Origin of the sequence: Amycolatopsis pretoriensis, assembly GCF_900107925.1 — a bacterium.
GTDB lineage: Bacteria > Actinomycetota > Actinomycetes > Mycobacteriales > Pseudonocardiaceae > Amycolatopsis > Amycolatopsis pretoriensis.
In genome coordinates, this window is record NZ_FNUJ01000003.1 from 1,067,928 (window position 1) to 1,093,070 (window position 25,143).

At 63.9% G+C, this 25,143-nt stretch carries 8 protein-coding genes; 3 read left to right on the plus strand and 5 right to left on the minus strand.

The window, feature by feature from the left end; translation table 11 throughout:
• Positions 1 to 144 precede the first annotated feature (144 nt).
• From BLV96_RS17445 to BLV96_RS49880, 3 genes are all read right to left on the minus strand, one after another.
• Positions 145 to 3,804, minus strand: coding sequence for an ATP-binding protein (locus BLV96_RS17445; protein WP_244180270.1), 3,660 nt, complete (start codon positions 3,802 to 3,804; stop codon positions 145 to 147).
• Positions 3,805 to 3,816: 12 nt separating this feature from the next.
• Positions 3,817 to 6,987, minus strand: coding sequence for an ATP-binding protein (locus BLV96_RS17450; RefSeq protein WP_086671905.1), 3,171 nt, complete (start codon positions 6,985 to 6,987; stop codon positions 3,817 to 3,819).
• Between the two features lie 573 nt (positions 6,988 to 7,560).
• Positions 7,561 to 7,707: a hypothetical protein gene (locus BLV96_RS49880; RefSeq protein WP_158104060.1), complete on the minus strand. Its 147-nt coding sequence runs from the start codon at positions 7,705 to 7,707 to the stop codon at positions 7,561 to 7,563.
• A gap of 207 nt (positions 7,708 to 7,914) precedes the next feature.
• On the opposite strand from BLV96_RS49880, the gene BLV96_RS17455 reads away from it, so the two are divergent.
• Positions 7,915 to 8,538 carry a helix-turn-helix transcriptional regulator gene (locus tag BLV96_RS17455; RefSeq protein ID WP_086671906.1) on the plus strand — a complete coding sequence of 208 codons (624 nt, stop codon included), beginning with the start codon at positions 7,915 to 7,917 and terminating at the stop codon, positions 8,536 to 8,538.
• A 20-nt stretch (positions 8,539 to 8,558) separates the two neighbouring features.
• Here BLV96_RS17455 and BLV96_RS17460 read toward each other — a convergent pair whose 3' ends face one another.
• Positions 8,559 to 9,131, minus strand: a complete 573-nt coding sequence (locus tag BLV96_RS17460) for an SMI1/KNR4 family protein (RefSeq protein WP_086671908.1) — start codon at positions 9,129 to 9,131, stop codon at positions 8,559 to 8,561.
• Between the two features lie 256 nt (positions 9,132 to 9,387).
• Between BLV96_RS17460 and BLV96_RS17465 the strand changes: the two genes are divergently transcribed.
• On the plus strand, positions 9,388 to 10,023 hold the full coding sequence (locus BLV96_RS17465) for a type VII secretion system-associated protein (protein WP_244180271.1): 636 nt from the start codon (positions 9,388 to 9,390) through the stop codon (positions 10,021 to 10,023).
• Between the two features lie 1,255 nt (positions 10,024 to 11,278).
• Here BLV96_RS17465 and BLV96_RS49215 read toward each other — a convergent pair.
• Entirely contained in the window at positions 11,279 to 24,610 is a 13,332-nt protein-coding gene (locus BLV96_RS49215; protein WP_143050989.1) for a hypothetical protein, read from the minus strand.
• A gap of 81 nt (positions 24,611 to 24,691) precedes the next feature.
• Here BLV96_RS49215 and BLV96_RS50320 point away from each other — a divergent pair.
• A partial coding sequence (locus tag BLV96_RS50320; RefSeq protein ID WP_208608240.1) for a hypothetical protein occupies positions 24,692 to 25,143 on the plus strand: 452 nt, incomplete at its 3' end.

Below are 25,143 nucleotides of genomic sequence, written 5' to 3' on the forward strand. Positions count from 1 at the left end.
AACAGCCTGGTCCGCGTCGATCTGGGCCTTCTCGTCTTTGGGTGATTTCGGCGGACTTCCTCTTGCCCGCCACCACGGCGCTCACCCCCGCCTGGCTCAGGTGCGCGCGCTACTGCAACTGCCCGACAGGCTATAGACCAGCTGTTACCACGACGGTCGTTGTAGCTCCTTCGGGATGCCGTCCCGAGAGACGGCGCCGAGCTTGTCCAGGACCCGGGTGACGTGTGCCTGGACGAGCCGGCGAGAGAGGCCGACACGATCCGCGATCGTCGCGTTCGAGTGGCCCTCGGCGACCAGTCGTGCGATTTTGACCTCCAATGTGGACAGCGTCTTCCCGTTGCTCTTCGGCGTTACCAGATCGGCCGAAAGCCTCTCAGTCGCGCCACACCCCAAGAAGCGAGCCTCCGCGCGACGCAAATTCCAGTCGGCGGACAGCTCCGTATACACGGCGATCATCTCTTCGAATGCCGTGCGTGCCTCTTCGTCGCGGTCCAGGCCGGCCAGGAGCATCGAAGCGTCTTCGAGTGCCTTACCCAGTTCGACGAGCCGGCCGACCCGCCGGTAATGGGTGGCAGCGGAGAGCACTGGCCCGGGGTCACGCTCGACCAGTCCGTGACACCAGTCGGCCGCCATCGCGGCGCGGGCCGCGACGCGCTCTTTCGCGGCTTCCTCGTCGCAGATTCGTACCGCGCGCATCGCCCGATCGCTGTCGCCAGCCTCCAGTGCCAGCTGCACGATCGACGGCAGCCACTGGTGCCGAAGCATCATCGGGGAAAACTCGGGGTTCAGGATGGGATCGAGTACTTCCAGCGCCCTTCCGGTGTCTCCGTGCTGCAAGAAACTGAGCGATTGGGCGAAAAGCAGGAAGTCGACGGCCTCGCGTTCGGCCTGCGTCGTCGACGGGTAGTCGTCGATGGCTTCGAGTTCGGCCGCGGCGCGGATGGTGTCCCCACGCTGACCGCAGATCAGAGCGGCGACTCCGTGCAGCAGCAGGGCGGCGGCAGGGGGTTCGCGCAGGCCGAAGAAGGTGATGGCGGGGCCGTCCTCGGCCACCAGGTCCACTTCGACAAGCGCGTCGTCCCACTTGCCCATCCAGTAACCGTGCACCGCCGCCGACACCTGCAGATGATTGGTTAGACCGTGGACATCGGCGATCCGGCGGGCCGTGTTCAGGGAACCCCCAGCCTCGGCGAGCCGGTCGAGATTCTGCAGCGTGAACACCCGGTTGTCGAGCAGATCCAACTTGAGGTCGACCAGTGAATCGACGTCGCTCAGCACCGTGATGGCGTTGTCGACGTGATCGAGCGCCACTTCGTGATCCCGCTTCACCGACGAAGTCAGCCACAGGGTCTGCAACGCGTGCGCGGTGAGGTACTCGTCGCCGTCCGCGTCGGCCACGGCCTTCTGACCGGCGGCTTCGACGTGGTCGAGGTCGGCGAGGTCACCGCGGCGGAAGTTCGCCAGCAGATGCCGGTGCCTACGGCGCCAGAGTTCGGGCACTCGGGGATCGTCGACCGCGGCACTGAGCGCCTCGACGGCTCCGGCGAGATCGCCCCGGCGATAGCGCATCGCCGCCAGCAGCTGCCGCATCTCCGCAGCCCGAGCAGGATCGACTGCCGTCGATGACAGAAGCCGGGCCAGCTCTTCGGGCCGCTGCCCCAGTCGGAACTGGACCTTGACCAGGGCGGCAGCGATGTCCTCACGGCGTGGATCCTCGGCCGGGCACACGTCGAACGCACGGAGCAGCAGATCCACCGCGATCAGGGGAGCCCGGTTCGAAAGCGCATCGTGATTCTCAGCGAGCCACCCCATGACCCACGGGCCGGCGACGTCAGTCGCAGCCATCTGCTCGGCGATCCGGCTCACCGGCGCCCCGGCACCGGCGATCGCTTCGGCAGCCCACCGGTGACGAGCCGCCCGGGCCTCCGGCGGGATGCTGTCGTAGAAGGCCTGGCGGAACAGCGGGTGCTGGAAGGCGAGGTGGGTGCCCGCATCGACGATCTGGCTCGCAGCCAACCCTTCTTCGAAGATCGCGAGCAGATCTCGCGGACTTCGTCCGGTCACGGCCGCCACGTCAGTCGCGGTGAATTCCGTGCCGAGAACCGAAGCCCAGCGCAGGGTTTCACTCGTCTCGGCGGACAGCGCACCGAGGTGCCTGCCGATCATGTCCATCAGGGAGTACGGCGCATTGTAGGCCACCGACTCCTCCAGGTCGGCCACTCCGTCTATGGTGGTCACCGCGTGCTCACGCAACATCGTCCCGGTGAGCTCAGCGAGGTACAGCGGGTTTCCGGCAGCGTGGGCCACCAGTTCCCGCAGCCGCGGGCCGACCTTGGCGCCGACGAGATTCTCCTGCAGTTCGACGGCTTCGGCGGTCGAAAGCAGGCCCACGTTGATGATTTCCCCGTTCCGGTCCTCGATGGCCCGCCGCAGCCTGGCGAGGTGGGGGGGCCTGGGGACCGGCCGCGCGGCCGCGATGAGCAGCAGCGGCGACTGCCTCGTCGCCGCAGTGAGGCGTTGCCACAGCAGCACGCTGGCTTCGTCGGCCCATTGGACGTCATCGATGACCAAGATCAGAGGAGCTCTCCCGCACAGTTCGTCCACCAGTTCCAGCAGGCGGGATACCGAGGCAGCGGCGGGGTCGCGATCGCCCCAGATGCTCGTTCGTGCCTCGTTGTCGGACCGGTCGGCAGGCCAGGATCCGCCCGGGTTCCCGCCCATCCCGACGCAGGTGAACACGACTTCCAGAGGAATCCGGCTGGACAGTTCCGCCGCAGTCGCCCAGCCGATCTGGCAACCCCGGTCGGCTACATCGGCCAGGGCTCGGGCCAGCAGCTCGGTCTTCCCGATGCCTGGGACCCCTTCGAGCCACGCACTGCCCCCACGTCCGTCGCAGACCTGGTCGATCAACTCGCGCAGCCGTTCGAGCTCCGCCGTCCGGCCGACGAAGGCGGGGTGCGCACCAGTCTCGAACCGCCGGGCGAACTGGGTGGGCAGCACCGAGAGCAAAGCCGGCTGGGGCCCGGTAGGCCGGTAGTCGAGCCCGGGGTCACGGGCCAGAAGCCGGGCGTGGAGCTGCTGGAGCGCGGCTCCCGGTTCGACGCCGAGCTCCGCGACCAGCGTGGCCCGCACTTCCCGGAACACCGCGAGCGCCTCGTGGTGCTGGCCGCTGCGGTGGAGGGCGATCATTTGCATCTCCCGGAACCCCTCGTGCAGTGGGAATTCCGCAGTGAGCGTCGCCAGCTCCGCGATCACCTCGGTGTGCTCGCCCATTGCCAGCATGGCTTCTGCACGCCGCTCGAGAGCGGTGAGCCGCAGCCTGTCCAACCGGGTCCGTTCGTCCTCCGCGAACGGACCCGGAAGGCCGGATAACGGCTCCCCCCGCCATTGGGCGAGCGCCTCGTCGAGAGAGGCCATCGCAGTATCCGGTTGCTCTTTCTGCGCGCGGGCGATCAGCCGTTCAAAGGTCAGCGCGTCGATCGCCGTCGGCTCGACGAGCAGTGTGTACCCGACGGGCCCACTGCTCAGCACGCCGCTAGCTTCCCCTCTCCCCCGCCCGGGTTCGAGAGCCCGGCGCAAGCCCGAGACGTAGGTGTGGATGCTGCCGTCGGCAGTTACCGGGGGCTGCCCGCCCCATAGCGCGGACACCAGTTCCGTCCGCGTCACCGGATGCCCGGCGCGGGACGCGAGCACGGCCAGCACAGTCCGTTGCCGCGTGGGCCCGGCTTTGAGCTCGGTCTCTCCACGCCATACCCGGAGCGGGCCCAGTACCTGGATCCGCAGCCCAGTTCCGCTGTCGGTCATTCCGTCCTGTCCTTAAAGCGCGTTGACGAAGTGCCGGGGCGACTGACTGAGGAACCGGGTCACCTCGTCGACCCGTCGGATCCCCCATACGGATCCAGCCTGGTGGTACCGCTGCATCGCCGCCCGCGACGCGTCGAGCGCCTCGGCTGTTCGTCTCGCGCGGGCGAACAGCCAAGCTGCGTCCTCGAACGCGCGGAGAGCGAGCTGAGTGACGACATCGTTGTCAGCCATCAGCTGCGCCAATTCGAGCATGGCGTCGGCATCACCGCTGACGAAGATCTCGCAGTACCGCCGCAGATACCGTTCGCCGTGCGGTTCCGCCGGTTCGGCTTCCGCCGCGCGCTGCACTTGTTCGAGACGCCGCGCATCCCCCAGCCGCAGGGCGAACCGCGCCAGGCGAGGCAGCCACAGTCGCCGGGCCGACAACGGAACACCCGACTCCGCGAGCCGGAGCAGAGCTTCCATCGCTTCGGCCGGCCTGCCGCGCAACTCGGCCAATTCCGACTTCGCCACGAGCAGGAATTCGTAACCGGGCACGCCGCCACCTGCCTCACCGGCGCACTCGGTAGCCGCGCACAGCCTCAGCTCGGCTGTCTTCTGGTCGTCCCGCTCCGCCGCGAGCAACGCGGCCACGCTGTGGATCAGCACACCCAGCCGACGCTGGACATAGGAGGCAAGCCGTGGTTCGACATCGGTGAGCGCGTCCAGTTCCCGCTGGGCGTTGTCGCCGTCCACGGTCCAGTACCGCTCCACGGCCTGCGCTACGAGGATCCCCGCGGGCAGCGCCTGTCGGACCGCCAGCTGCCAGGACGCGGTTCCCGCGGCTACGGCAGCCCGACTGGCGTCGTCCAGCAGCGTCAGATCGTTCACGTCCCGTGACGGCTCGTTCCCCCGCGATTGCTCTCCCGCCAGGGCGTCCAGCAGTCGCTCGTGACGCTCCCGCCAAGGCGAGCCCACCCGTGGATCCGCCAGCGTTCGCCTCGACTCGAGGTCCGCCCCGTCAAGCTGCCCCCGGCGGAACTGCAGATACGCGAGGATCCATCGCATCTCGCCGACGAGCTCCGGGTTCGCGGTCCTGGCCAGGATCGACCGGGCCTCGACATCCGCGTCTCGGCCCATCCAAAAAAGCAGACGCACGAGCACAGCAGAGTGCTTCTCGCTCTGGTGCTGTTCCCTGGGCGCCGAGCCGATGGCCCTGCGGAGCAATTTCACCGCGAGACCGGGTTTCTCGGCCGCGATGTCCCCAATATGAGCTGCCAGCCAACCCCGGGCCCAGGAGTCCATCGCGATCGACGTCGCCGCCAACTGCTCGGCGACGTATCCCGGCGACGCCCCGGCGCTCACCAGAGCTTGGGCGAAGTTACGGTGCAGCCACGACCGGACCGAGCCAGGCACTTGGTGGTACAGCGCCTGCCGAACGACTTCGTGCGGGAATCGCAGCAGTTCACGGTCATTTGCGAGAATGCCCGACGCCAGAGCCTCTTCCACCGAACTGGTCAGCTCCGCCGAGTTCTGCTCACCGGTCGCAGCGAGATGCGTAAGGCCGAACTCCCTACCGAGCAAGCTGGCCCACTGCAGCATCGAGCGAGTCTGAGCGGTCAGGAAGGACAGGTGATTGCCGATCCGAGCGGCTAGCTGCGATGGCACATCCGGGGCGTCACCGCGGATGGCGATCCGTCGCGGTGCGGCTAGATAACTCCCGATGATCTCCAACAGGTAGCGCGGGTTCCCACCCCCGCCGTCCAGCGCGGCGCGCAGTCCGCCGCTCATTCGCGTGTCGGCCTGTCGCTCGGCAAGGTGGAGAATCTCCGTCTCGCTCAGCGGCGTCAGCGAGATGACCTGGCCAGAGCTGACCACGCGCGCCCTGACCCGCTCGGCCGTCACGCTGCGGGGTCGCGGCCTGCTCACAGCGATGAGCAGCAGGGGTAACCGGTCGCACAACCGGGCGAGACGCCACCAGGCCCCTGCGCTTGCGTCGTCCACCCATTGGAAGTCGTCGGCGACGAAGATCAGCGGGCCGTTTGCGGCCAGCCCGGCCAGGGCCTCGATCAACCGGTCGAGGTCCTGGGCCACATCGTCCCGGAGCAGGCTGGAGGCGGGTGCTTCGCCCATGACGGCGAGACAGTCTCGCACGAACTGGGCCGGAGTCGCGCTGTCCAGCTCCTGCGCGGTGACCCAGCGGAGGACCGCTTCGGAACCCGGCGGACCGTAAAAGGCTTCGGCCAGCAACGCCGTCTTGCCAATACCGGGCTCGCCTTCCAGCCAAACGACGCAACCACGTCCGGCCTGGAGAGCGGATACCGACGTTCGCAGGGACTTCAGCTCGTCTTCCCGGCCTACAAAGGTCTCCGGTCGGCCGGGACGCTCGGCGGTCTCCGCCGCAGTGGCCGGCGGCCGCTCCGTCCTCGCAGCCGTCCTGCCCGCGAGCAGTTGGCGGTGCAGCTCGTGCAACTGGCGGCCGGGCTCAATCCCCGATGCGTCGAGCAGCTGAGTTTGCAAATCTTCGAACACCGCGATCGCCTCGGCCACCCGATTGTTCTTCGCGAGCGCCTGCATCAGGAGGCCGGCCACCGGCTCCCGGAGGCCGTGTTCCCGGCGCAACGCGGTCAGCTCGTAGATCAGGTCGTCCACATCACCGAGACCGAGTAAGATCTCTGCGCGGCTCTCCACAGTCGCCAGCCGGAGCTCGCCAAGCTTGGCGCGCTGCATGTCGGCGAACCGGCCTGGCAGGCCGGCCAGCGCCTCGCCTCGCCACAGGCCGAGCGCCTGATCCAGGTCCTGCAGCGCGTCCTCATCTCGGCCCGCCCTACGATGTTTCGCCGCCGACCCACGGAGGGAGTGGAACCGATTGACGTCGACACAGTCCTCGCCGATGCGGAGCGAGTATCCGGCACCCACCGACGCCAGCAGCCCGTCACCGGACCGTGGACGGCGCTCAGGTTCGAGCACCTTGCGGAGTGCGGAGATGTAGGAGTAGATGCTGCCGCTCGCGCTCGATGGTGGCTCATCGCCCCACAGGGCGTCGGACAGCACCTGACGCGAAACGGTGTGACCGGCGGATATACCGAGCACAGCTACGACTGTACGCCGATGAACAGAACCCAGATCAAGTTCATTGTTGCCCTTCCAGGCACGTATCGGCCCGAGGACCTCCAAGCGCAGGCCGCGGTAGCTGTCCACCATTGATCTCCTCCTCGGGCTCGCGCCCGACGAGCGTGAGGTCTCGATTGCACATCAGGGCAGCCTCCTTCACACTTTCGCGCACGAACTATGCAGATCCCCCAGATCGCCGTAGATTTAAAACAATGACAGCATCAAGACACATCGTCGGAATGAAGCGCGACAAATCCCGGTAGACCGTCGCCGCTTCGGTCGCAGACTCCTCACAACTGCCATCGTCAGACGTTCTTAGTCAGCTGACAACCTTCAGATGCTGTCAACGTAATTCACTCGAACAGACGATCATTTTACCACGAAATCTCCCGAACAGAGTACTGATGATCAACCAAGTGTAATCACTCAGACGGAGTTACCTGCAAGGGAGATTGCTTCCCGTTGGGAAGCAAACAGGTAGTGATCGTTTTCTGGGTCACGTGAAGCCGGTCGCACCTTCGTACCGCTGCGACGAGTGGCTGAGTCAGCACCCGAGCACCGGGTCCGGCCGGGAGCCGCATGTTCCACGTCCGCGCCGTCACACTGACCGGCCAGCACCTGACCGACCACAGCCCGGGAATCCTTGCCTCACTGCGAGCAGGACTACTCCATCTCGTGGATCTTCCGCCCATCGGCATCAGAACTACCGGACGACGGCACCGACCACTCATGCTTATCCGATGCCCTAGTGATCTCTTCTTCTTGCTCGGCGACGATACGCTCGACTATGTCTTCGAAGAAGATGTCCATCACTGGCTCCTCTCACACGGTGTCCACACCCCACGATAAGCCGAGACGTCGCAGCAACCGTGAGACAAGCCGTTCTGGCTCGTAATTCTGCCCGAATTCCTACGCTTCGAAGCGGCCGCTACGCAGACGTGCAGAGCGCGTGGAGAATACGTGAAGAGCGCCCCGCCACGCTGAGAATCCTGCATCGCAGCGAACCCGGAGGAGTACATGGAGAACGTCAGCGTGGCGGTCCGCGCCTTGGATCCCATCACCGTCGCGGGACTCACGACCATCCTCGGCTCGGACCCCGGCGTCACGGTCACCACGAGCCGCGAACGCGAGCACGTGGATGTCGTCGTCGCGGCGTTTGAGGAGATTTCCTGCCAGGGCATGGACCTCCTGCGCGCCGCTGCCGCCGATCTGGGACGACCCATCGTGCTCGCCGTGCGAAACATCACCGAAGCGGACCTGCTAGTCGCAGTCGAGTGCCGGGTGATGGCGATTGTCTCCCGCGGCGGGGCGGCCGACGGACGCCTTGTCGCCGCCGTCCGCGCCGCCGCGGCCGGAACTGCAGATCTGCCTCCCGACTTGATGGGCAGGCTGGTCGATCATATGGAGCGTCTGCACCGCGAAGTGCTCGAACCGAGCAACCTGACCGCCTCGAGCCTATCCAGCCGAGAGATTGACGTACTCCGCCTCATGGCCGACGGACTGGACACCGCCGAGATCGCCCGCACTTTGCGGTACTCCGAGCGGACCGTCAAGAACATCGTCTACACCGTCACCAGCCGGCTCCAGCTGCGCAACCGGGCCCATGCTGTCGCCTTCGCGATGAGAGCAGGCGTGATCTGACGCCGTTCGGGCCAATGAGGTCAGGATATCGACGCGGACCGCGCCGTCACGAGCGCACCGAAGGAAGCGTACCGGTCCAACTCTACTCCCTCCCGCTCGTTCCACTCATACGCAGCCCACTCCCCGTCATCCCCGACCCGGCCAGGGTCGAGCAGAAAATAGTCGCGGTCATCCATCTCCGATATCAGCACACACCTATCGAACGCCTCAAGATTGCCGACGAAAAACTTCATCCCCGGCTCGGACCAAATCGTCAGCAGCTTGGAAGTCAGCTTGGTGAACCAGTCGACCTGTTCCACAGCGAGCAGGTTGACCCCGCCTGCCATCGAACTCCAGCCGTTGCTAGTGGCCAGAAAGCTTCGATACGTTCTCGGCAGCCTCACCCCGAGACGCCGTTCCAACGCCTGCAGGGACTCCTCGGCGGCCGGCTCGAACCCGAGCCGGCCCTCGTCGCGTTGGGCATCGGTCAGCATCCATTCCGCAGGACGGTCCGCCTCAGCCTCTCTGAGAGTGTCCGAACTCAGGCACCCGATACCCCGCGACGACAGAAATTCCCTCCAGCCGGTGACGGTCGAGGGAGCAGCGGTTCGCATCTGTCCAGTATTACCAGGAATCTTCTGCGGCTCTGGGGTCTGCACGAACTTCGTCCGCGCCCAGCCCGAACGGCCCAGGACCGTTATGAATTCGGCTTTGCGAACGGGTCGCCACTCCGGCGGTGCGCGATCGGGCAGAGAAATTTATCCCTCGAACGGCACCGGAGCAGCATCGGGTGGCGACGAGTATAATCAAGATGTGCCGTCGTGTCCGGCGGCCGGGACCGAAGACGAACCGTTAGAGGAAAGGGCGACTGTGGCCGAGGAGACAGAAGCGGCCGACACGGCCGACCCGACCGAAAAACGGGAGAACTGGTTCCTTTTGATGGACCCCGCCTGGCAGCCAGTGGCCGAGAACGACACCCCTCCCCTCAGTGCGGTGGTGGGAGTTTGGCCGCTTGACAGCGCTGGCACAATCGGAAAGTTCCGTCCGAATCCCGACTATGAGCCTTCCGACGAGAACTCGCCCGCAGACCCACTGGACGCGGTGCTCCACCTCGCGATGCGCGGAGAGAGCCAAGCCGAACTTCTCCAGCTGATGCTGCGCGAAACCGTGTTCGACGTGGCGATGAACGGTGACGGCCGTCCGATGGTCACGAAGTCGCCGGATGACATCCCATGTGTCGTGGTTGTCACTGCTGAAGTACACCGGAGGCGGATCAACTCACCGGAATGGCAGCGATCCGACTTGACCCAGCTGGCGGAACTCCTCGACGACGGCGTGGACGCGCTGTTCAATCCCGGTGGGGCGGCCTCGGTCCGGCTGACCGGTGAATTCTTGCGGTTGACAACGCTTCTGGACGACGACGAAGTCGACGCTCTATATTCCGCGCAGCCGGAAGTACATGACCTGAAGATCCATGCCCTGGACATCAGCTCCGCGAAATCCTAGTACTTCAGAGACGTGAGGGGCTCGCCTGCACGACATGTTTGTCTGTGACAGGGTTTGTTTCGCGGGCTGAACCACGGCAGCGTGCGCGGGCGTAAGTGCGAGGCCGTTGCTACGGCCGACTGACAAGAACGGTGGAAACTCGCAGAGTCTGCCAGCGGTGCGACACCTGATCGCGCGCTGTGGTTGCTGAACGTGGCCAGCTCGAGTTCATGTCAAAGGTGGGTAGAGCCACCGTTGATCGCGGCGATATGCAGGGTGAATTGTTAGCGAGTGGCGATCCGGTGGCGGCTTTTGAGCCGGTTGACGCCGCATGGCATTGTCTGTTGTCCCTAGAGCGAAATCCTGCAGCAAACTGCCCTTCGCCCTCTGGCCTTGATGCCGATCCTGATCAAACCTATTGGGGGTAGTCGCCTTAATCCCGTAACCGCCGCGGAGTGCCCGGTGGGTCTTCGAGGCTCAAGGCTTGAGCACTCAGTTCGGTGTGCCACTGCGCGACCAACGCAACATAGTTCACTGTATTTGTCTCAGTTGACGCGTAGGCCGCAGCTCACGCTAGACCGTCGAGGCAGCATAAGCGGGCCGCTGAGCGACTTGGTGAAAGCCGGCCTGTTGCAGACGCACGATCACGACTTCCTCACGCTCGGCGAAAGACAGGTACCGGCCCGGCATCGTAGGGGTAAGGCGGGATTCGCATCTCCAGCGTGGCGGAGTCATCTGATGCGACCGCTCCGGACACGTCGGCGTCCTCGGTCTTCGCCTCGTCCGTGGTCGCAGCCCAGAGCTTGACGCTATGCTCGCACGACGCCGCCGTCGGTCTTTCGGGCGACGGACTCTGCACTTAGCTCGCAGACCGACGCGCGCCTCCCGACTCGAGGTATCACGGCGACCAGCTGAATCCGCCTGAGACGCCCCAATCGGTGACTACACTGCCTCGGATCCCGCGGATTCACGCCGCTCCGACCGGAGGACCGCAATCCAGTTTCCGGACGACGGGTTGTCCTGGCCACCCTCAAGAGAGGTCTACGACGCAGGACGTCAGGCTGCTCCTGGATGATAGAGGGCAGCGACCCAGGGCGACCGCTGCCCTAGAGACTCATCGACCACGACATCACCGTTCAGCGCTCTCCTGGACGACGGGCAAATCTCCCGACGCCACGCCGGCCGCTCTTCGAATACTGCATCGGCATGGCCGTCCTGTGGCGACCGGCTGTCATATTTGCCCCGGAAAACCGCCGAGTTCGGCGCTGGCCGAAACCTAGCCCGCGCCTCCTGGACGGCCGACACCGCCAGCCGTTGCTGCCGAGTCATGTTCCGGATCGAGGGCAGCGAACGCGGCCAGCACCCTATCATGAGAAGTCCAGTCGTGATTAATCTCGATATCCTGGACCCGGTCTACCGCGAAGTGCGCCTCGCGCACCGAATCGGAATCTGGCAGCTTGACCGTCAGCGTCACTGAACGCAACTCAGGGTTCGCCTTTGACGGCAAACTTCCAATATTCGACGTGAAATTCATCTTGATGTCTTTTGGATCAATATCGAGGCCGTAGTCGCGAAGTCGCTCCCGATCGGCGATCATCTCGTTTATAACTATTTTTTTGACGTGCCGAGATTGAGCGTTAAAAGACTGCGTCAAGGCAGTCCGATTGTCGGCAACGTGGAAATCAATTGTTATTTCTGGCAAAGGCTCGTCGATCCGTCGACGCCACGCCGCCGCACGCATAGTTTGACGCACGACGTGCCGAACCATCTCAGCCGCTCCGCCCCCGACTGTCGAAGCAGTAAACTCACCCGGGGGAATGTCGACAGCGACGGGCACAATCTCGGTCGCCGCCAGTTCCGCCAATCGCACTACGCTAAGCAGATCAACAGATTCTCGCGCCCTCATAGCGGGCGCCATAACCCCTTCATTCGTAACATGAAGTATCCCCATGCCCGGGTATGACGCGACCACTTCCGTCGAGCCCACCGTCTCCGCATATTCAACTTCGATGCTTCGCCAGGACTCACCAAATAGAGCCGCCGCAGTCGACCCGCCGCCGGAAATCGGGCGATTAATACTACAGGAAGAGAAAACTAAGGTGTCGATTCTTTCCGGTCGCGCCCTACGGAAAGCATCTGTCGCCGCAAGGAGATTGGCGGCCTCGCGCGGGTGCAAGGTAACATTATCTCCGATTCGATATGGTCGATCTTTATGGAGACTTACACCAAATCCATCAACGCCACCATGCCCGTGAAAGAACCACGGAACATTTCCTATCACGTTTTCGCGCGCAGCAACTTTGGGCATCAGAACTGGATCCCGGCGAACGTAGTGGAGTAGACCATACTCTTCAAGCGATTGACGGAAATACACTCTGCGCGTCATCGACGTGATATTCTTCGTGAAGAGTGCTGCGCCGACGCGGTCGAGTTGAGTTTTACTAAACGCGGTGCCATAATGTCCGAGGGCATCGTTGCGCAACGGCTCTACTACTAAATCTTCTGGCTGGGGGAGCGCTGGCAATACTTCCTCCAGTCGCATTTCGGCATTTCCGCTAGAAAGTAGTCGCAGGTCGCCTATCGGACGCGCCGTCACACGCGAATAACCTCGCGCAACCATCTCCGAGGAGAATTCACTCATGGATATATCCAGCCGTCCGCCAGGATTCGCCAGCATTATCTTCCGGCCTTTCACCGAAAGCAACCTCTCGAAGTCCCTATCATTGCTCAACACCTGAGCGAGAGCGGTAATGTTCACACGCTGCGCGTACCCGTCGCGACGCACGACTTCCAGGCTTGGTCCGACTAAGACCCATGCCCATTCCCGAAGGTCATCCGTAATGTTATGTGCCCAACCCACAGCATTTCGGTACTGCTTCCCATCATTTGGGAATCGGAGGAACAGAGCGACTGGATTACCCTCACGGTCGTGCAACAAAGATGTCTTGAGGTCGCCGGCGCGGAGATTCGACACGGTGACCAGGCCCGTCGACCCCGAAATGCGACCGTCCCGCAAAGTCACCTCCCCGGTAACCACCCGGACAGGGTTGTAGATACCCTCTTTCCTTAACGCGCCTGCAAAATCGAAACCGAGCCAGCCGTACTTCGCCAGTGCATGGCCGCCCGTGACCACGACGATTTCGCGGCCCGCATCCATCATCACCTGCTGTTTGAACTTCGGATCCTCCAGCGAAGTCACACCCAGTTGGTCACCCCCTAGCACTAGCAGCGGTCCACCAGGCTCCACTTGCGCAAACCGCCCGTTCGGCGATTGGACGATCATAACCAGCGGTGGGCCACCAGATTCTGGAAGCCCCTCGACCGTTACGCCGCCGGAAACCAGTTGGGCAAGATCCGGCCTGGCGATAGCTGAACCGTCAACCGGAAACACAAAGACGTTACCCTCAGAGAAGAAGTTCAACGACTTGAGCGGCGGTGGTGGCGACTCAACAAATTTCCCGTTTTTTGGATACTCAAGGACTGCGTGATCGCCGAATCTGAAGGCGCCGATGAAATCGTGACTTGTCAACGGTCCGACGAGCTCACGCAGCGTACCTAGCACTTGCGCATTCATGGCTGGGTCGGCAGCCGTCAGGTCGAGAGTCAAGAAAATAAGGTGAGGCCGCTGGGGCATCCGCATCAGCCCGGCGAACCACGAAGCGCCAGCGATCAATGCCGCTAATTCTTTCGGCTCTACCCACACATTCCCTTTTTCAAGCGGAACGTCGAATTTGCCGCGCGCAGACTTAAAAGCTAATACCAAAGGGTGCGCTCGATCTTTTTCGATCGCTTCCACCCATTCGGACACTGAATACTCTCTAATTCTCTCTCCGGCCGCCGATACGCTCGTCGCCGCGACCGTACCCAATGCGATGTTGGTGACCCATTTTTCCCAGTCGGGCACTCCCATCGAGCGCTCCATTCCGGGGAATACAACGCCGAAGATGTCCGTACCGTCTGTCAGCGGGCGCCATTGCACGTCCTGAGGCAGGACTGTGGGCAACACCTTGTAGTGTCCGCCGTCGCTCAACTCAGTCCTACCCGCCGCATCCAAGGCCGCGACCGTGCTCGATAGCCAGACCGGGAAGAAAGGAGAATTTCCTCGAAGTGCACGAGCGAACGCCCTGCCTTCTTCGTCCAGCCGTCCGGCAAACGCGGGCCGCGGTCGCTCCTCCATCAGAACCAACGCGACGGGCGTACCCGCGGCAACACTCCGCACTTCCGGCAGAGCTCGCACATAGCTCGCCAATTCCCTGCCGCCGACGAGTGCACTGCCCACCTGGAACTTGCCCTCACGACTTATCACGTACACGTGCAGCGGTCGGCTGTCAGCCGCCGTAGTCGGCATCCCTGCATGGATCCGGTGCCACTCGCCTTCATGACCTCGCGCCAAGCCGAACGCAATACCGCCGACCGACCCGGCCGTCGGCGCGAACACCGTCGGTTTTGGCATGATCGGGACCTGACTCGGACCCGAACTACGACCTGAAACAGGAGGCTGAGGTGTCCTGGCTCGCCGACCACGGGGTGCCGGCGCAAGTCGCTGCGCGCCTTTCGAAGGCGCCAACCTCGTCCTTGAATCCGAGCGGTTTGACTCCGCCGTCAGACGGGCGCGCACTCTGGGGCTTGGCCTACCAGCGTGCCGGGCTCGTACGTTCGCCTCGGGGCCCCCACTAACTCGATTTTCATGATCTACTTCAAGGGACGAATCGACGTCATGGCCGTTGTCGCTCGCGAGGATGTGCTCGTACCCGGCCCTCGCGCCGGCGATGCTCGTCTCACGCGTCCCCCGAACGTGACCAGGATCCAGCGCTGCGAACGCGGTCAGCACATTCTGATAGGCATTGTGCTCTTGACGATCCTCGTCAGCCCACAGACGGTCCAGCGCATCCCGCCCCTTCTGCAGCGATGGTGACACCGGCAGTTTCGCCAGCAGCGCCACTGGGAGCAACGTTGGGTCGACCGTCGATGCTTGTCCGAGCGGTCGGTCGATCCTTTTGACCTCAATATCTTCGGGACCGATTTCTAGACCATACTCACCGAGCCGCATCGCCTCGGCAAGCACCTCGCTCTGGATGATCTCCCTGACTTTTCCGGCTCGCTCGTTCCGTACGTCATCCTGCTGCACGAGGCCAGCACGACGGTTGTCGACAAGGACCCCAATCCCTATCTCAGGTAGCGGCTCTCCGATTCTCTTGCGCCAAGCTGCCGTCCGCACTACCTGTCGTACGGCAGATCGGACCCGCTCCGCAGGCTCGTGCTCGACAGCCAGCGCACGAGATGAGTCCCGCATGAAGCCGATGTCCACCCGTTCCATCTCTGTCGTCACCAGATCGCTCAAGTGGATCACGCTAGCCGGATCAACAACTTCGCCCGTGCGAAGCGCCTGTGCGAATACCCCCTTATCGATGACCTTGACAACACCTTCGCCAGGTTGGGTCACAACCCGGCCGGATCCGGCGATGACGCTGGCGTCTTCACCCGTAATGCTGCGCCAAGAGTCCTGGAACAGCGCTGCTGCTGACGGCGCATCGGCGGCGCCGAACGTATTGAGTCTGCAGCTGAGAAACATGATCGTCGCAACGGATTCAGGCCTGGCCTGACGGAAGGCTTCGCTGGCAACAATCAGCCGTGGCGCCTCCTCGGGCGCAAGAGTGACCGTGTCCCCGATTCGGAAGGGAACATCAGTTCGCATAGCGGCATGGAAACCCCCCGCACCACCGTGGCTGTGTAAATACCATCGCTTCCGACTGCCGCCGTCGCCGAGCTTTGTGACACCCGGGGTAAGGACTGGTGCCACATGCACCGATGTACCCGAGTCGGATTGCATAGAAATTTCTCGGAAGTAGATACGTTCGGCAACTGGTGAAAACTTCTGACTGAATTGAGAGGCTGTCACCCGGTCGAACAGATCTCGAGGAAAGGCATGACCATATGTGCCGAAGGCGTCACTTGTCAGCGGCTCCACGACGAGGTCATCCGGCTTGAGGAGGGGTGGATCGATGGTTTTCATCCCTGAAGGATCCAGGAGAACTTTGCCATCTTCCGTCAATTGCGGTGGCAAGTGAGGGCTCATCAAATGACGCGAGTAGCCACCATCATGCATGCCCTGCGAGAAATCCTCCAATGATACAGTCAAACGTCCTTCGAGACTGGTTAGCATGATTCTCTGCTGCTGCCGGCCGAGGAGATTTTGCATATAATGATCATTGCGCAGGATTTGTGCGAGATCTCGCGCCTCGATTCGCCTATCTATGCCATCGGTTCGCCGGACATCCAGGTTCGGCGATACAAATACCCAAGCCGCAGAGCGAAAACGCTTGTCAATGTTGCGAGCCCACTCGGAAGTTTGTTGAAAGTGTTGCCCATCTCCGGGGTACCTGACGAACAAAGCGACCGGACGCCCCTCTCGATCAGCAAGGGGCGAGATTTCGATATCGCCCGATCTCCAATTGGAAACACGCATAAACCTCTCCGCGCCGGGAAGGCTTTCCTCGTGCAACCCGAGACCTTCATCCGGAGCGTAGACTTCGTTGAATAATTTGTGTTTCCGCAGAGTGCTGGCCAGATCGAATGCCAGGCCGCCGTAGTTCGTCCGATTGCCCGCGTCCTTTGCTACTACGATAACTTGACTTAACGGCTCTTCCTCCAGCGAGCGCCGAACTTGTGGGTCCTGCAGTAGCATCTCGCCCAGCATGGCACCATCGATTTCGATCTGAAGTCCAGCAAACCCTGGTAAGCCCAATTCCAGGCGAGCCGACCGTCCGTCCAGCGAATCGACCATCACGACCAGCGGGTCAAGGGGCGAATCCGGAACTCCCTTGGCGAACCGACCGCCGTGAGTGCTACGACTTGACAGGCCAGCCAACTTTGACGCGGTGACGCTGGAACCTTCTACCGGAAATCCGAAGACTCTGTTATTTGAGAAGTATTTGACCGAGTCCAGTCGAGGTGGCATCCCAGCAACGAACTCACCTTGTTCAGGGATCTCTAGGATGGATTCTTCATTAAAGGTGAATTCACCGGAGTAGTCGTACGTTACCAGTGGCCCTATGATTTTGCGAATCTCATCGATGAGGTCGACGTTTGCGGCGCGTCCGAAGTTTGTCGGGTCATAAGTGAGCAAAATAAGAGGCGGGCGCACCGGGCCGACCGTCAACTCGCGAAACATCGATGATTCGGCCAGCAAGGCGGCCATCTCTTTGGGTGACACTGCCACGAAGTCGCCATCGACCAGCGGCGCCCGGAATTTGCCCCGCTCGAGCTCCAGGACCAGAACCTTCGGACGAACCCGACTGCCGTCTGTCGTCGCTGCCCAGGCGGCGAGCCGGTATTCTTCATGACTGTTTCCGTCGGCTGTGGTCCATTTCACCTTTACCGTGCGAAGAGTGCTTTCGTCAACGCCTCCCTCCCAGTTTTCGATCCTGACCAGCGGCTCAACTTCCTGAAAACCCATGCCGAACGGACCCTTCGCCCCGGTCAGCTGCTTCCAGTCCACGTCCTCAGCCAATACGGTCGGCAACGTGATGAAACGCCCGCCTTCGCCCGGCCTGCTACGGCCGTCGCCATCGACACGCATCGCGGTGGTCGACATCCCGGCTTGGAAGAACGGGCGATCTCGTCGAAGCTCACGGGCGAACTCGCGGCCCTCCTGCTCGAGCTCGCGCCTGAACGCGGGGTTGGGATGCTCTCCAGCCAGCGCCAGGAAGATCGAAGTACCCGGATCGACCCTGTCCAAGGCACCCGAGTTGCGCACGTATTCGGCCAGTTCACGGCCACCGACCATTTTGTCTTCGACGAGGAACTTTCCTTCTTTGCCCGCCACGTACACATGCATAGTCTCAGCGCCGTCGGGCCGGCCAGGCATCCCGGCATGGATCCGATCCCATTCCGCGCCCCCCACCGCGCCGGTCCCGAACCCGAGCCCACCAACCGATGTGGACGTCGGCCGAAGCGGCACGGGCCGTGGCTGTTCGCCGGACGCCGAATGCCCGGCGGTCTCAATGTCGTTGCCGACCGCGGCGATGTCCCGCCGTGGCGGCCCGAGCGTCACCGACCTCAACGCCGGGTCGGCAGCCTCACCGCGGAGCTTTCCTACGACGTCTGTCCGTTCCTTTCGATCGAAGATCCCGGCGGCCGGACCAGTCGGGTTTCCGGCATCCCGGCCGTCTCCGCCCCACGCTGTCTCGGGCACGTTGGCGAGGCGAGGTGCGTCGGTCGTCGGGTTCGGTACGTCATGGACTTGCCGGGTGAAACGGCCGTCTTCTCGCACTGATACATGCGCTACCGGTCCCTCCACACTCCCGGCGTAGCCATCGTCTCGTAGCATTCCGCGGAGCTGGTCCAAGGGAGTCCGGCCGGCCGAGTCCGACAGCGACGGATCGGCCACCAGACAGGCCAGGACGATCTGCCGCCGGCGCTGCCGCCAGAGATCCCCTCCCGGCAGGGCTCCGCCAGTCATCAGGCGAAACAAGCTCTTCTCCGAGATCGTCACCTGCTCGCCGGACGTCAGCCAGATCGAGAACCCGTCCTCGTCATGGTGCAGAACCGTCGCGTACGCGTCGTGGTCTTCCTCACGGCGTTCGAATGCTTTTTGCACCACGGACGCTTCACCGGGTCCCGGGAAGAACACGCCGCTGATCGTGTCTTGGTGAGTCAAGGGCACAAAGACGATGTCAGACGCCCGAACTACGTCGGTCCGTACCTGCGACGCAGGCTCATGTGCGCTTAGCACCTCGACTCGGCGAAGTACAGACGTCGCCGAACCCTGTTCGCCGGATTCGCTGCGGAATTCCTCCGGAGCCAGGCCGGCGCCCCGTGTCCGCTGGTCACCGCCGTTGTCGCCGGTCTCCGCGTGACCGGCCGCTTCCCCGGGTCGGCCGGTACTCATACCGGCACCGGTGTCACGCTCGGCTGTAGGTTCACCCGAAGAGAGGCTCGACTCCAGTGTCCCCCGAGGCTCCGGCGAGTCCGGTGACTTGTCGAGCCAGATCTCGACCACAGAGGGTTCCGGGAAGTCGATGAACTGGACGTCCCGCGTACCACCGAATTGCTCTAGGTCGAACCGATCCTGAACCGGCAGATGTCGCTGCATCCGGTCGAGCGCTTTGGCGAGTTCGTCGGCGATCGGCGCCAACTGAACTGTGCTCTGCCCGCGAGTTCCCTTCACCCGGAAGCGGATCTTCGGATCCGTTCCCCTCAGCTGCTCACGCATGATGTTCGTGGCGAGCCGACGCACGGTCACCCGCTGGGCTGGCGAAACTGCCTTCGCGTCAGTGCCGAAGATCAAGCGGACGTCAGGCTCGCTGCTGGGCCACGCCGCCTGGTACGCCTCAACGGCTTGCCACCATTTCGTCTCGGCGTGCGCAGCGGAGGCGCGGAATTCTTCCAGCCGGTCCCCGGTGGGCGCGTCTTCGCCTGTGGCCCGGGACTTGCTCCTAGCGGTGGCTTCTTCTGCGCGGACCAGATCACGGGCGACCGACCACTCACGGTCGCGCTGGGCGAGCTCACGGGCACGGCGCGCCACCTCGCCGGGAATCAGGTGGGTACGGTCCGCCCGCCGTACGTGGTAGCCGGTCGGAAAGCTGACGTCGACTACGGCCGGGCGGTTCCGTGTGAGCTTCGACGTCGGCTCAGCGACGAACCGGAATTCGGTCGGGTACGACCACGTGCTGGTCAGCGCCTCGGCCGGCGGCTTTTCCGCACCTTCGGGCAGCGCCCCGCCTCCCGATTTCGTACTACGACTGTATTCGCTGCCGTCGGCAGAGGCGCCGAGCGCTTCCATCGGGACACCCCAGTGCGCGATGGTGCCGAAGGCTTCGCGGCCCTTGGCGTAGGTGGCGTGCTCGGGGGCCTGTGGGACACCAGCGGCGATCAGCGGTGTGGCGAACACCGCGTGAGCGTTGTCGTGCCCGTTTTCAACGTGTGTTGATCTGTTCGCTTCGGTGCCACCGCCCAGGGTGATTCGCGCGCTCGCGCCAGTGAGCCGGCCAGGCCCGCGGGTCGTGCTGTAGAGCTTCAGCCTCAGGCCGAGTTCCGCCGGCAGTTCGAGTTCGACGCCATCTCGGCTGGGCAGTCCGCCCAGTTTCTCGATCCTGCCGGGTGTGAGCATGTCTCGCAGCAGGCCCAGTGTACTGCGGTCCGGTTCGACGCCACTTTCGACGAGCGCCCTGCGTGCTCCTTCGACGAGGTCGTCGCGGCTCCCGTCAAATCCGGTGATCCGGAACTGGGCTGGGTCGGACGGGAGTGCTTCCGCGTCGCGGGCCTCGTACCAGTCCGCCATCCCGGCGTTGGTCGCGTCCTCTGCTTCTTGTTTCACGACCTCTCCGCGTACCGGTCCGTCCGGTGCTGCGGCATGGTCTTCAACGATGGATGTGCCGGTCACCCGGGCCGTGACCTGGGTCGCGGCGATGCGCTCACCGTGTCGTCCGATCTCCACGTCGAAGTCCACGTCGAGGTTGCGCTCGACCAGTGCACCACGCACGGTCTCGCGGCTTTCGCTTTCGTTCGCTTCGCCGCGCGTGGTCTCCCGGGACTGCTGGAGCCACTCGAAGACGTGAGCCATTCCCAAACCGAGGTTTGTGTACGGCGCGCCGTGACGCTGTCCAGGCGTGTGTGACGCTTCCTCGGCCGCGGCTGACTGCAGCATGGCGTTGGGCACGAGCATCGTCGTGAACTCGGCCAGCACCCGCTTGATGCCCCGAGCGGCGGTGTTGGTCACCGTGACCTTAGAGGTCTTCCTCAGCTCACCGTGTCGGATCCCGACCGGCTGCGGGGTCTCCAACGCTTTCGCACTCAGCCGCAGCTCGTAGGTCTTCCCGCGTAGCCGGTCCTCCAGTCGGAGCGTCGTCCTGGCGCCTCCGTTCGCCAAGTCCGGCAGGACGCCCTGGACGTTCGACAAGTACCGCTGAACTTCCTGCAGATTGTCGTGTTCAGTGGCCAGCGATGAGTCCGGCAGGAGCCGATCGGCTAGGTCTTTGCCGAGCCGTTGCGTTACCTGAGCGTGCAGCTCCGCGAGGAGATCGCGCCCCTTGCCGGCGGCCGCATCGATCAGGTCGACGGGCTTGATGACACCGTCAGTCCACCGACCGCCGCCCAGTTCCCGTCCGGGCGGGATCGGCAGGAGATCCGTGGGTCCGGCCGGTTCCTTCTGGTTGGCTTCGTGTGGGGAAGCCGTCGCTCGCTCGGTGTCGGCCTTCGCCTGCTGCATCTCGATGTCACGCAGCTGCGCTTCAGTCACCAGGACCCGCGCGGCCTCGGGTAGCTCCAAGCGTTCGGCGGCACGTCGGACTTCACCTGCAGACCGCCACCGGTCCGGGACGAGCTTCGGGAAGAGTTCGGCCAGCTGCCAGCGGTCAATATTGCCGTGGCGGCGCGTTTCGACCGCGACAGTTGTCTCTACGTTCGCCTGGACCAGGTAGAGCTTGCGCGGCTCGCCCTTCAAGGTCTGAGCATTCGACACAATCGTGGCGTGCCCGGTCCTGCGGCTGAACGTGCTCACCCAATAGCTCAGCTCGTGCAGAAGCGCACCCATCCCGCGGATCTTGGTGCCCGCCCCGGTCAGGCTGTCCGCGCTGATCGGCAGGTACACCGGCTCGACGCTGTTCGTCACCTTCCAGGCGCTGGAAACGTCACGAGAGGTGGTACTGGTGCTCGTTACGCCACTCTCGTGGTCTTCCCACACCGTCGCGAGTACCACGGGATCGCGCAGCTGGTGGCTGACGGCGACGTCGGCGACAACGTCGGCCCTCCGTCGTTTCCACTGCAAGCCGCTTACGCGGGTCGGGCGGTTGAACAGCCGTAGGTCGTTCCGCGCGCTCTCGATGGAGATTGTCCGGTCGATCAGCGCGGAATTGCTACCGTCGCGGGACGCGAAGATCGGATCGCCGGAAGCCTTGACCAGCATCGACCGGATCGAGTCGCGAACGAAACCGAGCCCGCTCATCCCGACCACGCGAATTCCGTCGGATTCGCGAGATCCGGTACCGCTCAAGTCCCGGATGGTGTGCGGCGGGACATCGGGGAGCTCTTCCGAGCGCACTGGTTTCGTTTCGTAGCCGGGCAGTGGGTGGCTCTCTGGAAGCTCCAGCTCGACCTTCACCCGGACGGTGCCCGGCTCTCGGCCTTGGGCCTCGGCGGATTCGTCGACGATCTTGAGCCGATGCTCGGCCGGAACGTCCAAACCCCGGCGACCGAAGCTAACCCCGCGAACTAGTTCGTTGTGTCTGGACCAGTGCGTACCGGTCACGGTCAGCTTGACCGTCGCCTCGTAACGACGGACGCGTTCGGGGTGGACCTTCCCTGCCTCGTCGAGGGTCACTCCCCGAGTTCCGCCCGTGGTCAGCGTGGTGCCCTCTTCGTATCCCGTACCTCGTGATCGCGAGTAAATCACCCTGTGCGCGGAGGTCAAGATCCCGGAACTGCCGGCCAGGCTGGTGTAGACCCGCGCCAACACGCCGCCACCCAGCGACCAGTGCGTCGCCTGCTGTCGACCGCCGGTTTCGTTCGAGCTGAGCTTCACTGGCCCGGTCGCGCGGTCAGCCGGGCCAAGGTCGACGAGACCGCCTTCCAGGCTGGCCTCGACCCGGAAGGCCGCGTGGTAGTCGTGGGCCCGGCCGTGTTCCGGCGTCAGTTCGACGGTCAATGGCTGATCCGTGAGCAGGTTCGGTGCGCGCCGGGCCAGGCTCTCCGGGGACAGCGCCCGGTCGATCTCCTCACCTCGGCCGAGCTCCCGCTCGTGGCGGCCGCTGAGACCCCGGGCCAGCCTTGAGTCGCCGAAGTCGCCGATGAATGTGCTGTCGCGCCAGGCCCAGCGGCGATGGCCGGGAATCTCCTTCGCCGAATCCCGCAGAACACCGCTCAGCAGTTCGCTGGCGTCGGTCAGGGCCAGTGCGGCTCCCGGAGCCACAGACTCTGCGGACTCGACCGGCGACAGCACTTCCGTTCTGTCCTTGCCTGACGACGCTCCCTCGTTTCCAGGGTGGATTCCCGCGCGTTCTGCGTCCTCGGATTTCGCCCAGTGAACAGCATCCAGCGCGTGGGAGAAAATCACCGGTGTCTGGCCTGGCGAGCGCACCTCCAGGTCATAGACGGTGCGATAGCGCACCACGGTACCTTCGTAGCTGCGGGATGAGACCCCAGTATCGCCGCGCTCGTAGGTCTGGGTGTGGCTCCGCCCCCGTTCACTCTCCGCATGAGGCCCGGCCCCGGTCGACATGGCGCCTAGGTCGTAGCCCGGCCCGGCGCCGTACGCAGCGCTCACTGACCGGTCGACCGTTGCCGAAGCGCTCCGACCGGCCGACTCGCTCTGTACTTCCTCGAATCTTGCTCTGCCGACGTGTTCGAGGTAGGTGACTTTGCGGGCGACCGCGCGCATCTGCACCTTGTGCACCCGGCTGGAGAGCAGGCGCTTGACCGGGTTACCGCCCCGGCTCAGCGCGTCGGAGGTCACCCAGCCTTTGCCGACGGCCGCGTCCTGCGGTGAGACAGCCATCTCCGGGAGTTTGGACTCGATGTTCTCGTCGGACAGGAATAGACGCAGATGTTTCTGTGATTCGGTATCCAGCTTGCCAACCAGCTTGAGTACCTGCTCGATTACGCCCCAGCCGTGCGCGCGGTGAATCGTCAGCGGTTTGCCCCGGTGGTAACCCGGCGTAGCCTGTGTTGCCGCACGCTCGGCGAGTGCCGGCGGCAGTGATCGCGGCACCGGCACTTCTTCCCCGGTGGAACGCAGGCCGACGGGCACGTTCACGACGACGGCGATCGGGTTCGCACCGGAGGCGTCACCGCCGATCCACTCCGTACGGCCGGTCGGGTACCCGCGGTCATCGAGTTCGGCGATCCCCACGGAAACCGGAACACTGACCACCTTGGCGTTCACGGCTGCGTCCAGCGACACCTCAAGCTGCGAGGTGCGTGAGACCTCGTGGGTATGTGAACGGCTGGTCGTCGGACCGGTGGGGACGGTGATCCCACCGGTGCCGAACAGCCCCGGTACCATCGGATTGAAGATCTTCCAGGTCATCCTGGGTGCCCGTACACCTTCGATCCGAGTTGACGACCCGCTCGAGAGCGAATGCTCGGCTGAAGGTCCCGCTGCAGTACCGGGGGCCGGGGTAGAGCGAGACCAGTCGAGTTCGGACTTGAGCAGGAACTGCTTCCCATTGAACTCCACAACCTTGCCGGCTCCCTGGAAAGACCGGAGGTTGTCCCCGACCTCGTGGCGGAATTCCTCCAATTCGGCCTGGCTCGCGGCTCGTTCGCTCATCGACCTGAGCCGGTGCCAGATTTCCTCGATGCCCTGTGTGCGGTAGAGCTGCCTGGCCGCACCGAACGCCCCGCCCCTGTGTTCGGACAGCAACCCGCCGGTGACAGAGCTGGTCCTCTCGCCTTCGGCCTGCCGGCCTGACTCAGCTTCCTCCGGGATAGAGGCCAGCGTCGGCTCCCATGCGGACCCACGTCCGATCCGGACACCGCCGGTACTCGTCGGCTCCAACCACGTCTGCGAAGCTTCTCCGTCCTTCACATGCGCGTCAGGTCCGGAACGCCGTTCACCAACTTCCGGCTGCAGGCTCTCAGAAACAGACGAAGTCTTCGCCAGCACGTCCACGGCGTCCGGTCGCCAATCAGCCCCCCGGTCCGCACCGGCCGGTTCACCGGGGTCGCCCTTCGCGGCGTCACCGGCACGCTCGTGCTGAACCGGTTCACCTCGCACAGCTGCCGGTTCTGTACTCACCACACCCGAATCAGCAGACGACAACCCGTCGCCCCACGGACGATCCCCCTCCACACGCGCGTCCCCGGCATCCACCGACACGCCCGCAGCCGCCTCGTCCACCTCACCAACCGTGGACAGTCGCCGCTCACGATCAGCACCGACAAGCTCCGCAACCAAACCACGGGCCAGCATCCTCGTATCACCGGCATTCCCACGCTCAAGAAGATCCCCGGCCAGCAGCACCGCCAGATCGTCGCGCAAAGAACCGTCATCCAGGACCGTCTCACCGATCGACAACAACATCATACGAGCCAGCGAATGAACCCGAAGCCACTCGCCAGAACTCTCAGCACCCGAATCACGCACCCGCGCCGCGCCACCACGAATACTCTCAACCGCAGCGCGATACGAGCCAGAACCCCTAC